Raw genomic sequence first — 13,880 nt, forward strand, 5'->3', positions numbered from 1 at the left:
CTGTCTCTACTCAAACTTGAGTCTACTCAACTCAACTTTAAACGGGGAGCGTTTATTCCGTGGGCGGAACCCGCGCGGACTCCCCTATTCCTGCTCCTGCTTGACGGCCGAGAGCTCGAACTCCAGGAGCACGGGCTCGGAGACCAGGACGCCGCCGGAATCGAGCGCCGCGTTCCAGTTCACGCCGTAGTCCTTGCGGTCGATCCGGCGGCTGCCCTCGAAGCCCGCCCGCAGCTGGCCGAACGGATCCCGCTCGACGCCCGTGAACTCGATCGGCACGGAGACCTCGTGGCTCGTGCCCTTGATGGTCAGGTGCCCGTTGACCACGAAGCCGTTCTCCTCGACCTGGTCGATCCGGGTCGATTCGAACACGATCTCCGGGAACTGCGGGGCGTCGAAGAAGTCGTTCGTGCGCAGGTGCTGGTCGCGGTCGGCGTTGCGCGTGTCGATGCTGGCCACCTGGATCACGAGCCGCACGCTCGAGTGCCTGGGCTCCTCGGCGTCGACCGTGATGGTCCCCTCGACATCGTTGAAGGCGCCGCGGACCTTGGTCACCATGGCGTGCCGGGCCTGGAAGCCGACGCGGCTGTGCGCCGGGTCGAGCTTTCACACGCCGGTGTAGTTCGGATCGATCGCGATCATCTGAAGTCCCTTGTTCGTCTGACGGTCTACGGGCGGTGCCTCCGCCGTCCCCGGGGACAATCTACCGCCCGGCTCAGGCGTGGCGGTAGGCGGGAAGCCGCGCGCCGCTCGGGACGATCTCCTTGCCGAGCGGGACGAGCGAGACCGGGATCAGCTTGAGGTTGGCGATGCCGAGCGGGATCCCGATGATGCTCACGAACATCGGGATGGCGGTCAGCACGTGGCCGATCGCGATCCACAGTCCCGCCACGAGGATCCAAATGACGTTGCCGATCGTGGACATCAGCCCGGTGCGTCCGCCCCGGTCCACGATCGTGCGGCCGAACGGCCAGAGCGCGTAGGCGGCGATGCGGAACGAGGCGATCCCGAACGGGATGGTCACGATCAACAGGCAGCAGACGATGCCGGCCAGGACGTAGCCGAGGGCCAGCCAGATGCCGCCGAAGAGGAGCCAGATGACATTGAGGATCGCGGACAGCGGTGACTTCATGTCCCCCATTCTGTCCCCGGGCCCGGCGCGGCGCCATGGGGGTTTGCCCTGAGCCGTCCCCGGTCGCCGGTCCGCGCCGCCGTCACGAGCTAAAGGTTTGCTAACGATCCCCCCTCCGGGCGCCCTTCCGGCGCCCCTCGTCCGCCGGCACCCCGCAGACTGGAACCCATGACCTCCCCCCGACGACTCCGGCTTCAGTGTGCCCTCGCCGCCTCCGCGGCCCTGGCCCTGGCGCTGGCCGCGTGCGCCCCGCCGGCGCCCGTCGTCGTCCCGGACGCGGCGCTCGTGCCCTCCGCCCTCTCGGCGCGGACGGCGGTGGGCGGCGGGGGCCTCCCCGAGGAGATGGTGCCGGGACTCGAGGGGGTGAGCCTGGGCGGGCGGGCACCGGACGTCTACGGCCGCTGGTTCGCCTGGCCGGGCCACCCGGGGTTCGCCGAGGCGCAGCGCGGGGTCGTCACCGCGGCGGCCCGGGACTTCGCGGCGGCCGCGCGGGGCCAGGCCTCCGGGGTGGCCGAGCTGAACGTCCAGCCGGCCCTGACCGCCGCCTCGCCGGAGGCGGTCGCCGTCCGTCTGACGCAGTACTCGAGCCTCGGCGGCGACGCCGGCAGCTCCTACACGACCGTCTGGTTCCAGCCCGGCCGGGGCTCCCTGGACACGCGGGCCCTCTTCCGTTCCGGCGCCACGTGGGAGGACTTCCGCGGCCTCGTCGCCGAGGTGCTCGGGCAGCATAAGGACGTCCTGCCCGAGGCCGTCGGGGACCTCGACGACGCGTTGCTGGATTCCCTGAACTTCGACGCCGCGGGGAACGGACAGGTGGAGTTCGACGACGGCTCCGTCGCCCCCTCCACGGCGGGCGCCGTCGTCGCGGCCGTCCCTTCCGCCGCCCTGCTGCCCCTCCTCGGGGACGCGGGCGTCGCCGCGCGGGCGGCGGGCATGGCGCCGTCGCCCGTAGCCGGCCCCGCCGGGGACGGGAACCGGGAGGACGACGGCGGGGCCGGCGGCTCGTCGTCGTCCTCCGGCGGCGCGGCGTCGCTGGGCGGCGCGGTGGACGCCGCGCTGGGGGCGGGCCCCGTGGACTGCGCCGTCGAGCGCTGCGTGGCGCTGACCTTCGACGACGGCCCGGGCCCGCACACGGCAGCGCTTCTGGACCACTTGGGCTCCCACGACGCCCGGGCGAGCTTCTTCGTCGTCGGACCACATGCCGCGCGCCATCCCGGGCTGCTGCGGCGGGCGGCCGCCGAGGGGCACGAGATCGGCAACCACACGTGGAGCCACCGGGCGCTGACCGCGCTCGGCGCGGACGGCGTGGGCCGAGAGCTGGGCCGGACGGCGGACGCCGTCGCGGCGGCCACGGGGACGGTGCCCACGCTCATGCGCCCGCCGTACGGAGCGGACGACGACGCGGTGAACCGGCTCGCCCATACGCCGGTGGTGCTGTGGGACGTGGACTCCCGCGACCTCGAGCTGCGCGATGCGGCGCGGATCGCCGACGCCGCCGTGGAGTCCGTCCGGCCGGGCTCGATCGTCCTGCTGCATGACGTCCAGGCGGAGACCGTCGCGGCCGTCCCGCGCATCCTGGAGCGCCTCGGCGCCGAGGGGTACCGGTTCGTCACCGTCTCCGAGCTGCTCGCCTCCCAGGCACCGCGGGCCGGTGTCGCCTACGAGCACGGTCCACGGCACTGACCCCGCGTAGAATCGTCCCAATGAGCCTCCCCGAAGACCACAAGCCGCCCGTCAGCGGACGAGCGGTGCAGGACCCCAGCTTCTACCGCACCGAACCCGTCTCGTTCGTCCGCCGCGGCTCGCGCCTGCACGGCCGGCGCGCCGAGGCCTGGGACCGGCAGGCGGAGCGCTTCCTCGTCGACGTGCCCCGGCACCACGCCGACACCTCGGTCCTCGCCGGAGCGGAGTTCGATCCCGCGGCGGTCTTCGGCCGCACGGCACCGCTGACCGTGGAAATCGGCTCGGGCCTCGGCGAGGCCGTGGCAGCGGCCGCCGAGGCGCACCCGGAACGCGACTTCCTCGCCGTCGAGGTCTACCGCCCCGGGCTCGCGCAGCTGCTGCTGCGGATCGAGCAGAAGGGCCTCGAGAACGTCCGCGCCGTGCAGGCGAACGCCCCCGAGGTCCTCGACGTCCTCCTGGGCCCGGGCTCCGTGGACGAGCTCTGGGTCTTCTTCCCCGATCCCTGGCACAAGGCGCGCCACCACAAGCGCCGGCTCGTCAAGGAGTCGTTCGCCGACAAGGCCGCCCGCGTGCTCGCACCCGGTGCCACGTGGCGGCTCGCGACGGACTGGTCCGACTACGCGGAGCAGATGCGCTCCGTCCTCGACGCCTCGGCCTCGTTCGAGTCCCTCCATCCGGGGGAGCTGGCCGGAGACGACGGCCCCCTGGCCCGGGTCCGCCGCGCCGGCCTCGAGGGCCGCGACCCGGAGCCGGACGCCACGGATCCACTCGGCGGCTGGGCGCCGCGCTACGAGGGCCGGATCCCCACGAGCTTCGAGTCCAAGGCGCGGAAGGCGGGACGGCTCGTCTTCGACCTCGCGTACCGGCGGACGACGGCGGACTCCTGACGACCGGGCGCAAGCCTGGCTAGGCGAGCGGCTCGAGCCCGGCGGTGACGAGGGCCAGGTTCCGCAGCGAGAGCGTCCCGGGGTCGCGGTATCCGTAGCGCGGACGACCCGCACCGGGAACGAACCGCGAGGTGTTGTGCCCCGTCACCGGCAGGAGCCCGAGACCGGGCCGGCCGTCGACGTCGAACACCCTCCCGGCGGGGCGCGTGCGGCCGCTGAGCCGGCGCCCCAGGCGGGCCAGCGCGTCGTCGGCCGCGACCGCCTCGAAGACCCGGTGCGCCGGAACGCCGAGCAGGGACGGATCGGCCGCGAGCCGCCGCGGCATGCCCGCCGAGCCCGTCGTCGCGAGGCAGGAAACGGTCCCGGAAGCGCGCTCGGCGGCCAGCGCGGCGAGCCCGTGGGCGGCGACGGTCGCGCCGTAGGAATGGGCCTCGACCGCGGTGCGGGGTCCGTCGGGGCGCCAGCGGGCGAAGCGCTGCAGCTCGTGGCTGAAGCGCTCGGCAGCGGCCCGGGCCCGGAGGTCGAGGACCGCGTGCGCCAGGGTCGGGGCGGGGTATCCGAGCCACGCCACGACGGCCGGGGACCCGACCCCGACGGCGCGTTGCTCCAGGAGCAGCTGGCCCGCCTCGCGCACCGTGCCCCACATCGCGGTCTCGGGTGCGATCCCCACTCCGGAGAGCTGCCACGTGACGAGATCGGCCGCGTCGAGCTCGCCGACGGCCACCGCGGCGAGTGGCCGCGGGCCCTCGAGGTCCAGGAACAAGAGGTGGCGGGGCGGGATCGCGGCGTCCATCGAGCCGGGCCGCAGGGCGTGGGCGACGCCGTCGACAGCGGCCTTGGCGCGCTGTGGCATGGCGTCGCGCTCCCGCATCCGGGCGCGGAAGCGTTCCATGGCCCGCTCGCTGAGCGCGGCGTAGCCGCCGTCCGGGACCGGCCCGCCTAGCCGCGCGGCCGCCACAGCACCACGGCCTGGCTGCGGGCCCGCGGACGCTGCCCGCGCGCGAGCGTGACGACCTCGCCCGCGGCGCCGGCGGCGAAGACGCGGGCGTGCTCGACGGCGCGGGCCGCACGCACGTCGTCGAGTTCCTCCATCAGCTCCCCGACGCGGGCCCGGAGGGCGGCGACCTGGTTCTCGAGCTCGAGGATCCTGCGGATCCCCTCGAGGGACACGCCGTCCTTGGACAGTCGCTGCACCTCGCGCAGCAGCTCGACGTCGTAGCGGGAGTACCGGCGCTGCTTGCCGCGCTGTCGGGACGGGGAGACGAGCCCGAGCCGGTCGTACTGGCGCAGGGTCTGCGGGTGCATGTCTGCGAGCTCGGCGGCGACGGAGATCACGAACACGGGCGTGAAGCGGTCCACCCCGAACGGCTCGGGGCCGGTGCTGCGGGGGGCCATGAGGTCCCTCCTTTCCTCGGGGCGTCGTCGCGGTGCCGCCGGCCGGGCGGCCGGGGCCTTAGAGCGCGGCCTTGGCGGCCAGTCCCGCCCGGGGATCGGCGCCGGCGGTGGCCTCGGCGAACGCCTTGACGGCCGCCTCCGCCTCGGCGTTGAGGTTCTGCGGGACGACGACGTCGAGCACCACGAGCAGGTCGCCGGCCTCCTTGGCCGTCTTCACGCCGCGGCCGCCGAGGCGCAGGGTCCGGCCCGAGCCCGAGCCGGCGGGCACCTTGACCTTGACCGTGTCGCCAGCGGGCGTCGGCACCTCGATGCTGCCGCCCAGGGCCGCCTCGGAGAACGTGACGGGCACGTGGATGCGGATGTTGTTGCCCTCCCGTTGGAAGAACGGGTGCGCCTTGACCGAGACCTTGACGAGGAGGTCGCCCTGGCCGGCCGGGCCTGGCTGGCCCTTGCCGCGCACGCGCACGCTCTGCCCGTCCTTGATGCCGGCGGGGATGCGCACCTCGATCACCTCGCCGGTGGGCTCGCGCAGGGAGACCGTGGTCCCCCGCAGCGAACCGCCGAAGGAGATCGTCGTGGTGGCGGTGCGGTCCGCACCCTTCTGCGCGGGCTGGCCGAAGCCGCCCGGCTGGCCGCCGAATCCGCCGAAGAGGTCCGCGAACTCGGGCGGGACCTGCCCGCCGCCGAAGCCCGCGGGGCCGCGCCGGGCGCCGCCGGGTCCGCCCCCGAACAGGTTGCCGAAGATGTCGTCGAAGCCGGCACCGGCCGCTCCCCCGGGGCCCCCGGCCTGGAACCGCGCCCCGGAGCCCATGGCCCGGATCGCGTCGTACTGCTGGCGCTGCTCGGGATCGGACAGCACGGAGTTGGCCTCGGTGATGTCCTTGAACTTCTGCTCCGCTCCCGGGTTCCCCGCATTGGTGTCGGGGTGGTGGGTGCGGGCCAGCTTGCGGTAGGCCTTCTTGATGTCGGCCTCGCTCGCGTCCTTGGAGACGCCGAGAATCGCGTAGAAGTCCTTGTCGACCCAGTCCTGGCTTGCCATGAGGCGCCTCCTTTCAACGTCGGGTGATGGTGTCCGGCCCGTGGACCGGTGCGGCGGGCGGGCGGTCCGTGGTGGACCGCCCGCCCGCCGCGGCGGCTACTCGCCCGTGGAGACGATCACCTGGGCGGCGCGGATGACGCGCTCGCCCTTCTTGTAGCCGGGACGGAGGACCTGGGCGACGTGGTCGGCCGGGATCTCCGGATGCGGCTGCTGCATGAGCGCCTCGTGGACGGTGGGGTCGAATCCGGCCCCCGCTTCCCCGATGCGCTCGAGCCCGTGGCCGCCGAGGATCGTGTCCAGCTTGCGGGCCACGGCCGCGAACGGCCCGTCCTCGAGGTCGCCGTGCTGGCGCGCGGCGTCGAGGTCGTCGAGCACCGGGAGCAGGCTCGCGAGCACGGTCTGGACGGCGAGCTCGCGCACGCCCTCCCGGTCGCGCTCGACGCGCTTGCGGTAGTTGACGTACTCGGCCTGCAGCCGCAACAGGTCGTTGCGCAGCTCGGCCTCGGCCGCGCTGCTACCGGAGTCCGCGTCGTCCCGGCCCTCCTGGCCGGCCTCGTTGAGGATGCGCTCGGCCTGGGCCAGCGCGTCCTCGGAGTCGTGCGCCTCGTCCACGGGCACCGTCTCGTGGTGCTCGGCGCCCTCCGCCGGGGACTCGTCCCCGCTGCGGACGGCCCCGGTCTCCGGGTCGATCTTGCGCTTGTCGGTGAAGCGGATCGGCTCCTCGGAACCGTGCTCCGCCTCGTTGCCGTGGTGGGGCATCACGTGACCGCCTTACTTCTTCTCGTCTTCGTCCACGACCTCGGCGTCGACGATGTCCTCGTCGGCCGCCGGGGCCTCGTCGGCGCCCTCGGCGCCCGCGGACTCGGACTGGGCCTGCGCGTAGATGGCCTCGCCCAGCTTGGTCTGGGACGCCTGGAGCTTCTCGAACGCGGCCTTCACCTCGTCGTCGTTGTCCTGCTTCTCCAGGGCGGCCTTGAGGGCGTCGACGTCGGCCTGGACCTCGGTCTTGACCTCCTCGGGCAGCTTGTCCTCGTTGTCCTTGATGAGCTTGTCCACGGAGTACGCGGACTGCTCGGCGGCGTTGCGGGTCTCGGCGGCCTCGCGGCGGGCCTTGTCCTCGGAGGCGTGCTCCTCGGCCTCGCGCACCATGCGGTCGATGTCTTCCTTCGAGAGGCTCGAGCCGCCCGTGATGGTCATCGACTGCTCCTTGCCGGTGCCCTTGTCCTTCGCGGAGACGTGGACGATGCCGTTGGCGTCGATGTCGAAGGTGACCTCGATCTGCGGGATCCCGCGCGGGGCCGGCGCGATCCCGGTCAGCTCGAACGTGCCCAGCGGCTTGTTGTCGCGGGTGAACTCGCGCTCGCCCTGGAAGACCTGGATGGACACGGACGGCTGGTTGTCGTCGGCCGTCGTGAACGTCTCGGAACGCTTGGTCGGGATGGCCGTGTTGCGCTCGATGAGCTTGGTCATCACGCCGCCCTTGGTCTCGATGCCCAGGCTCAGCGGGGTCACGTCGATCAGGAGGACATCCTTGCGCTCGCCCTTGAGGACGCCGGCCTGCAGCGCGGCGCCGACGGCGACGACCTCGTCCGGGTTCACGCCCTTGTTGGCCTCCTTGCCGGCGAGCTCCTTGACGAGCTCGGCGACGGCCGGCATGCGGGTGGAGCCGCCGACGAGGATGACGTGGGCGATGTCGGAGACCTTGATGCCGGCCTCGGCGATGACGTCGTTGAACGGCTTCTTGGTGCGCTCGAGCAGGTCGGACGTCAGGTCCTGGAACTTCGCGCGGCTCAAGTGCTCGTCCAGGTGGACCGGGCCCTCGGGGGTCACGGAGAGGTACTGCAGCGAGATGTTGGTGCTCGTCGCGGAGGAGAGCTCCTTCTTGGCCTGCTCCGCGGCCTCCTTGAGGCGCTGCAGGGCGATCTTGTCCTTGGACAGGTCGGCGCCCTTGGACTTGGCCTGGGCCAGGAGCCAGTCGACGATGCGCTGGTCCCAGTCGTCGCCGCCGAGGCGGTTGTCGCCGGCGGTCGAGCGGACCTGGATCGTGGAGAAGTCGTCCTCGTCCTTGCCCACCTCGAGCAGGGAGACGTCGAACGTGCCGCCGCCGAGGTCGAAGACCAGGATGAGCTCGTCCTCCTTGCCCTTGTCCAGGCCGTAGGCGAGTGCCGCGGCGGTGGGCTCGTTGACGATGCGCAGGACGTTCAGGCCGGCGATCTCGCCGGCCTCCTTCGTCGCCTGGCGCTCGGCGTCGTTGAAGTACGCGGGGACGGTGACGACGGCGTCGGTCACCTTCTCGCCCAGGTACGCCTCGGCGTCGTGCTTGAGCTTCATCAGGGTGCGCGCGGAGATCTCCTGCGCGGTGTACTTCTTCTCGTCGACGTCGATCGACCAGTCGGTGCCCATGTGGCGCTTGACCGAGGCGATGGTGCGGTCGATGTTGTTGACGGCCTGGCGCTTGGCGATCTCGCCGACGAGGACCTCGCCGGACTTGGAGAAGGCCACGACCGACGGCGTGGTGCGCGCGCCCTCGGCGTTGGCGATGACGGTGGGCTCGCCGCCCTCCAGGACGGAGACGACCGAGTTGGTGGTTCCGAGGTCGATGCCTACGGCACGGGACATGATGCTTCCTTTCCTTGGGAAACGTGGTGCGGCGCCCAGCCGTGCGGTTGAGCGGTCTGCACTCAACTTTACGCAGACCGCTTTCGATGTCAATTCAAAGTTGAGCCGAATCCGCTCAACGTTGGCGCGCGCCCCGCCAGCGCACCGCCGGCCGACCGTTCCGGGCACCGCTCGATCCGCGGAATTCCGGGGCAGCCGGGGAGCCCATCCGGGACCCGGGCCGCGCCGCCGCCCCCGTGTTCGCCCTGCGCGATACGCGTCCGGACGCACGGCGGCACCCCCGGCGCTCTGGTGGACGCCGGGGGTGCCGCGGTGCTCGGGGCGCCGTTTCCGGAAGCGCGCCGAGCTCAGAAGTGGTCGGGCCAGTCCCCGGGCGAGGCCTGCGGGTCGACGGGCGCGGAGTAGTGGTCCGGCCAGTCGCCGGGCGAGGCCGCCGCGGGGCCCGCCCCGGGCGTCGTGCCGGCCCACGCGACGGCCGTCAGCAACGCCGCCGCACTGGTCCAGGCGAGCGCGCGGGCGACCGCTCCGCGCGTTCCCGGCCCGGCGGCCGCCCGCTTCGACACCGCACCCCGGCCCGCGCGGCTTCCTTGCCGGTCCAGCATTCCGTGGTCCACCACGTCGTCCCTCCGTCGGCGCCCGGCGCCCGGTCGGCGCCAGCTTGTCATGTTCCGCGACAGACGCTAGCAGTCCTCTGACAGATTTGTCACGACTTGGGCACCGTTTCCACGGCCCGGACGGAGCACGACTAGGATCCTGTTATGCCCGCCACCACCCCGGAACGCACCTCCGACGCGCCGTCCGCCGCGGACGGCTCCGGCTTCGCCGCGACCCTGCGCAGGCTCCGGATCGAACGCGGCCTGACCCAGTCCCAGCTCGCGGGCGACGCCTACACCGCCAGCTACGTCTCGCTCCTGGAATCCGGACGACGGCGGCCCCGACCCGATATCGTGGCCGGACTCGCCGCGCGCCTCGGCGTGGATGCCTCCGAGCTCTCGGGGCGGTCCCTCCCGGGCCCCGACAAGGTGCGGCTCGTGCAGCTCGAGCTGTTGTCCCGGCAGCAGCTCGCCGCCGGCGATCTGGACGGGGCCTTCCGGACCGCGGAGGCCGCGCTCGAAGGCTCCGGGGCGTCGGAGGATCCGGCCTGGTGGTTCAGCCATGCCTTCGGGGCCGCCGAGGCCGCGCTGGGGCTGCGTCGCTTCGAGGACTTCGACCGCCTGCTCGATCAGCTGCTGGACCACCCGGTCACCGGGCACGCCGCGGCCCTGGAATCGCGGTGTCGAAGCCTCCTCGCGCAAGGACGCCTGGCGCGGGGCGAGCTGCCCGATGCCGCCGATGCCGCGCGCGCGGCGCTGGACCTCGCCCTGCTCGACCCCGTCGACCCCGAGGCCCTGGCCGTCGCCATCGGCTCCCTCACCTCCGCCCTCGCGGAAGGCGACGACCTCGAGCTCGCCGCCGCCGCCTGCGCGGAGTACGGGCGCCTGGACCTCGACGTATTGAGCACCCGCTCGCGCGCCAACGCGTGGTGGACGCAGGGCAACATCGCGTTCCTCCACTCCGATCCGGCACGCGGCGTCGAGCTGCACGACGCCGCGCTCGGCCTGCTCTCCCCCGCGACCGGGCTGCGGCAGTGGGGCCAGCTCAACCGCGCGACCGTCGCCAGACGGCTCGCGGCCGGGGTCCACGACGATTCCCTCGGCGCCCACTTGCGGCGGGCCCGCCTCGCCTTCGAACTGCTCGACTCGAAGGTCGAGCTCGAGCAGCTGGCCGTGACGGAGGCCCAATGGCTGCTGGCCGCGGGGCGGCCGGCGGAGGCGCTCGCCGCCCTCGAGGCCGCGCTGCCCGGACTGACGGAGCTCCCCACCCAGACGGTCGCCGAGGCGCACCTGGCCCACGCCGACGCGCTCGCCGCCCTGGACCTCGATCCGGGCGAGGCCCTCCTGGCGGCGGCCCAGGGCTTCGAGGCCGCCGGCGCGTTCGACCGCGCCTCGGCCGCCTACAAGCGCTACGTCCAGCACCAGCGCCGCTGACCCGCGATGCGACGGCGGCACCCCGCCGCCCTACGTGAAGCGGTCATTGAAGATCACTCGACCGCCTTTGTCAACCTCTGAAATTTCTTCAATACTACTTTGTCATTACCCCTCGACACACTTGTCATGCTGGTGTCAGGATGCTGTTATCCCGTTGGCCTCCGGGCCATTCGCATCCTCCGAAAGGGCACACCATGCTCAGCAAGAAACTCTTCTGCGGCCTCGCCGCCTCGGCCCTCGTCGCGGCCGGGGCCGTGGCCGCCGCCGGCACCGCCACGGCTTCCACGACCGAAACGGCGGCCTCCGGATCCGGCTCGACCGTTACGGTCCACCACCTTCCCCAGCAGAAGTCCTCCGCCGCCGGATGGTCCGCGGAGCGCATGCTCAACGCGGTGGACGGATCGGTCCTCGCCGAGAAGGCGGCCGAGCGCTGGAGTGCACAGAACGTCCTGCGCCCCGCGGCACTCGACGCGGACAACGCGCCGTTGAGCATCCCCGGAACGGCACCCTCGGCCCCAGCCGCCGTGGCCCCGGCCGCCGAAGCCGCGCCCAGCGCGGCCAACGAGAACCCCGTGCCCCACATCGGCAAGGTGTTCTTCACCCTCGGCGGCCAGGACTACGTCTGCTCCGGCAACTCCGTGGTCTCCGGCAACGACTCCGTCGTTTCCACGGCCGGGCACTGCCTCAACGAGGGCCCGGGCTCCTTCGCGAGCGAGTTCGTGTTCGTCCCGGCCTACGAGAACGGCTCGGCCCCCTACGGCCAGTGGCCCGCGGAGACGCTCTACGCCCCGACGGCCTGGATCCAGCAGGGCGACATGAGCGTGGACACCGCCTTCGCCGTCCTCGCCGAGCAGGGCGGCCAGAGCCTCGCCGACGCCGTCGGCGCCTCGGGCGTCCAGTTCAACGCCCCGACGGGCCAGCAGTACACGGCCTACGGCTACCCGGCCGCCTCGCCCTTCAACGGCCAGACCCTCAAGTCGTGCTCCGGCACGGCGACGCCGGACTCGATCAACCCGGGCTTTGGCACGCAGGGGATCCCGTGCGACATGACCGGCGGGTCCTCCGGCGGCCCGTGGTTCATCAACGCCACGCACGGCGGCTACCAGAACTCCGTGAACAGCTACGGCTACGGCGGCGTCAACGCGATGTTCGGCCCCCGCTGGGCCAACGTCATCCAGGACAGCTACGAGGCCGCCTCGCAGCACTGAACCCCGCGCCGGGCTCTGCACCCGGACGCACCGGAGGCCGGTTCCCCTCGGGGAACCGGCCTCCGGCCTGTTACGTGCGGCCCGCTACGTGCGGGCCGCGGCGCCGCGGTGGGCGCCGCGGATCGGCTAGTTGGAACCGCCGCCGTTGGACTGCGGTGCGCCGGCGCGCCGGTTGCGACGGGGACGGCCTCCGCGCGCGGCGGCATCGGCCACGCCGGGGCCCACGGCGTCGGCGATCGTCTGCCCGCCCTGGCGGGGACGCTGGACGGCCGCTCCCCGGCCCGCGGGCTTCTCGGCGTGGCGCGTCGCGCCGGCTCCCCGGCCGCCGCCCTGGCGGCCCGCGACGTCGCGTCCCGGCTGCCCGGCCCGCGAGCGGCCCGAACCGCGGCCGCTTCCCGCGCCGCGCCCACCCGCATCCCGGGTACCGGCGTCGCGGCTCGCGGCACCACGGCCGCCGGAGCCGCGCGTCTCGGGCGTCCGGGCCTCGGACTCGCCGGCGGAGCCGGCGGAACGTCCCCGGCCCCGGCCACGGCCGCGGCCGCGGCCGCCGCCCTGGGCCGCGGGTGCGGCCCCGGCGTCGTTCCGCGGCGAGCGGCGCTGCGGCTGGGCGGCGACCGGCGCCGCGTACTCGACGTGCCCTGCCTTCTCGCCGCGCACCTCGGCGACGGCGTGCGACTCAGGCGAAACGGCCTCGAAGGGGACCTTGATCCCGGCGGCCTTGAGCAGCGCGCGCACGTCGCCCTGCTGCTCGGTCGTGGAGATCGTCACGACGGTGCCCTCGGAGCCGGCGCGGGCCGTACGGCCGGAGCGGTGCAGGTAGGCCTTGTGCTCGGCGGGCGGATCGATGTGGACGACGAGCTCGACGCCGTCCACGTGGACGCCGCGCGCCGCGACGTCGGTGGCGACGAGGACCTTCGCGGCGCCCGAGGAGAACGCGGCCAGGTTGCGGTCGCGGGCGTTCTGGCTCAGGTTGCCGTGCAGGTCGACGGCCGGGACGCCGGCCTTGGACAGCCACACGGCCATCTTCTTGGCGTGGTGCTTGGTGCGCATGAACATGATGCGGCGTCCGGTCCCGGCGGCGAGCTCGCGGACGAGCTCCTTCTTCAGGTCCGGGTCCACGACGAACACGCGGTGCTCCATGGTGTCCACGGCGGCGCGCGGGGCGTCCACCGAGTGGGTCACGGGGTTCTCGAGGTAGCGGGCGACGAGCTTGTCCACGCCGTTGTCCAGGGTCGCCGAGAAGAGCATGTGCTGGATGCCGCGCGGGGTGCGGTCCAGGATGCGCTTGACGACGGGCAGGAAGCCGAGATCTGCCATGTGGTCGGCCTCGTCCAGGACGGAGACCTCGACGTGCGCGAGGTCCGCGACCTTCTGGTTCAGCAGGTCCTCGAGCCGGCCGGGGCAGGCGATGAGGATGTCGACGCCGGCGTTGAGCTCGCGTTCCTGGCGCCCCTGCGGGACGCCGCCGAAGACGACGGCGGTGCGCAGGCGGGCGGATTCGGCCAGCGGGATGACGGTGCGGCTGATCTGGGTGGCCAGCTCGCGGGTCGGGGCCATGATGAGCGCGCGCGGGAAGCGGGCGCGGCGCTGCCGGGGGTTGGCCGCCAGGCGGGCGACGAGCGGAAGGGCGAAGGCCAGGGTCTTGCCGGATCCGGTCTGGCCGCGGCCCAGCACGTCGCGTCCGGCGAGCGTGGAGGGAAGCGTGGCCTGCTGGATCGGGAACGGCGCGTCGATGCCCTGGGAGGACAGGACGTCAGCGAGGGAGGCGGGCACGCCGAGGGAAAGGAAAGTGGTGCTCAAGGGGGCTGCTTTCGGTCGTAGCGGTGCGCAGCCGGTTCCGGCGCGCGGTGTCGCCGAAGGAAAAGAAAGCCTGGGCCCGAAAATGCACGG

At 73.1% G+C, this 13,880-nt stretch carries 13 protein-coding genes; 4 read left to right on the forward strand and 9 right to left on the reverse strand.

The window, feature by feature from the left end:
• Nucleotides 1-84 precede the first annotated feature (84 nt).
• Together AC0QR5_RS09505 and AC0QR5_RS09510 are read right to left on the reverse strand one after the other, a co-directional pair.
• The gene (locus AC0QR5_RS09505) at nucleotides 85-558 is read right to left on the reverse strand and encodes a YceI family protein (protein ID WP_475372460.1); all 474 of its coding nucleotides are present in this window, start codon (nucleotides 556-558) and stop codon (nucleotides 85-87) included.
• A 157-nt stretch (nucleotides 559-715) separates the two neighbouring features.
• The gene (locus AC0QR5_RS09510; RefSeq protein ID WP_329861894.1) at nucleotides 716-1,120 is read right to left on the reverse strand and encodes a YccF domain-containing protein; all 405 of its coding nucleotides are present in this window, start codon (nucleotides 1,118-1,120) and stop codon (nucleotides 716-718) included.
• A gap of 180 nt (nucleotides 1,121-1,300) precedes the next feature.
• Here AC0QR5_RS09510 and AC0QR5_RS09515 point away from each other — a divergent pair, with 180 nt between their 5' ends.
• Entirely contained in the window at nucleotides 1,301-2,815 is a 1,515-nt protein-coding gene (locus AC0QR5_RS09515; RefSeq protein ID WP_329861879.1) for a polysaccharide deacetylase family protein, read from the forward strand.
• Between the two features lie 20 nt (nucleotides 2,816-2,835).
• On the forward strand, nucleotides 2,836-3,702 hold the full coding sequence (trmB, locus tag AC0QR5_RS09520) for a tRNA (guanosine(46)-N7)-methyltransferase TrmB (RefSeq protein WP_329861880.1): 867 nt from the start codon (nucleotides 2,836-2,838) through the stop codon (nucleotides 3,700-3,702).
• A 19-nt stretch (nucleotides 3,703-3,721) separates the two neighbouring features.
• On the opposite strand, the gene AC0QR5_RS09525 is transcribed toward trmB, so the two are convergent.
• The 6 genes from AC0QR5_RS09525 to AC0QR5_RS09550 form a co-directional block, all read right to left on the reverse strand.
• Entirely contained in the window at nucleotides 3,722-4,660 is a 939-nt protein-coding gene (locus AC0QR5_RS09525; RefSeq protein ID WP_329861881.1) for an alpha/beta hydrolase, read from the reverse strand.
• Entirely contained in the window at nucleotides 4,642-5,097 is a 456-nt protein-coding gene (locus tag AC0QR5_RS09530; RefSeq protein WP_329861882.1) for a heat shock protein transcriptional repressor HspR, read from the reverse strand. Before AC0QR5_RS09530 ends, AC0QR5_RS09525 begins: the two co-directional genes overlap by 19 nt.
• Before the next feature lie 58 nt (nucleotides 5,098-5,155).
• Nucleotides 5,156-6,136, reverse strand: coding sequence for a DnaJ C-terminal domain-containing protein (locus AC0QR5_RS09535; protein WP_329861883.1), 981 nt, complete (start codon nucleotides 6,134-6,136; stop codon nucleotides 5,156-5,158).
• 96 nt (nucleotides 6,137-6,232) lie between these two features.
• Entirely contained in the window at nucleotides 6,233-6,895 is a 663-nt protein-coding gene (locus AC0QR5_RS09540; protein ID WP_329861895.1) for a nucleotide exchange factor GrpE, read from the reverse strand.
• Nucleotides 6,896-6,907: 12 nt separating this feature from the next.
• Entirely contained in the window at nucleotides 6,908-8,755 is a 1,848-nt protein-coding gene (gene dnaK, locus AC0QR5_RS09545) for a molecular chaperone DnaK (RefSeq protein WP_329861884.1), read from the reverse strand.
• A gap of 347 nt (nucleotides 8,756-9,102) precedes the next feature.
• Nucleotides 9,103-9,369 (reverse strand): hypothetical protein, encoded by a 267-nt coding sequence (locus AC0QR5_RS09550; protein WP_430970724.1) that lies wholly within the window; start codon nucleotides 9,367-9,369, stop codon nucleotides 9,103-9,105.
• 144 nt (nucleotides 9,370-9,513) lie between these two features.
• On the opposite strand from AC0QR5_RS09550, the gene AC0QR5_RS09555 reads away from it, so the two are divergent.
• On the forward strand, nucleotides 9,514-10,782 hold the full coding sequence (locus AC0QR5_RS09555; RefSeq protein ID WP_329861886.1) for a helix-turn-helix domain-containing protein: 1,269 nt from the start codon (nucleotides 9,514-9,516) through the stop codon (nucleotides 10,780-10,782).
• A gap of 194 nt (nucleotides 10,783-10,976) precedes the next feature.
• The gene (locus AC0QR5_RS09560) at nucleotides 10,977-11,990 is read left to right on the forward strand and encodes a trypsin-like serine peptidase (protein WP_329861887.1); all 1,014 of its coding nucleotides are present in this window, start codon (nucleotides 10,977-10,979) and stop codon (nucleotides 11,988-11,990) included.
• 126 nt (nucleotides 11,991-12,116) lie between these two features.
• Here the strand turns inward: AC0QR5_RS09560 and AC0QR5_RS09565 are convergent, their stop codons facing one another.
• On the reverse strand, nucleotides 12,117-13,790 hold the full coding sequence (locus AC0QR5_RS09565; protein ID WP_430970725.1) for a DEAD/DEAH box helicase: 1,674 nt from the start codon (nucleotides 13,788-13,790) through the stop codon (nucleotides 12,117-12,119).
• Nucleotides 13,791-13,880 lie beyond the last annotated feature (90 nt).

It is taken from the genome of Arthrobacter sp. J156, from assembly GCF_056172865.1.

Bases quoted from the DNA above. Each gene is read 5' to 3' on its own strand.
- AC0QR5_RS09555 (WP_329861886.1), top strand. From the start codon at position 9,514: ATGCCCGCCACCACCCCGGAACGCACCTCCGACGCGCCGTCCGCCGCG.
- AC0QR5_RS09530 (WP_329861882.1), bottom strand. From the start codon at position 5,097: ATGGCCCCCCGCAGCACCGGCCCCGAGCCGTTCGGGGTGGACCGCTTC.
- AC0QR5_RS09505 (WP_475372460.1), bottom strand. From the start codon at position 558: ATGGTGACCAAGGTCCGCGGCGCCTTCAACGATGTCGAGGGGACCATC.
- AC0QR5_RS09560 (WP_329861887.1), top strand. From the start codon at position 10,977: ATGCTCAGCAAGAAACTCTTCTGCGGCCTCGCCGCCTCGGCCCTCGTC.
- dnaK (WP_329861884.1), bottom strand. From the start codon at position 8,755: ATGTCCCGTGCCGTAGGCATCGACCTCGGAACCACCAACTCGGTCGTC.
- AC0QR5_RS09535 (WP_329861883.1), bottom strand. From the start codon at position 6,136: ATGGCAAGCCAGGACTGGGTCGACAAGGACTTCTACGCGATTCTCGGC.
- trmB (WP_329861880.1), top strand. From the start codon at position 2,836: ATGAGCCTCCCCGAAGACCACAAGCCGCCCGTCAGCGGACGAGCGGTG.
- AC0QR5_RS09515 (WP_329861879.1), top strand. From the start codon at position 1,301: ATGACCTCCCCCCGACGACTCCGGCTTCAGTGTGCCCTCGCCGCCTCC.
- AC0QR5_RS09540 (WP_329861895.1), bottom strand. From the start codon at position 6,895: ATGCCCCACCACGGCAACGAGGCGGAGCACGGTTCCGAGGAGCCGATC.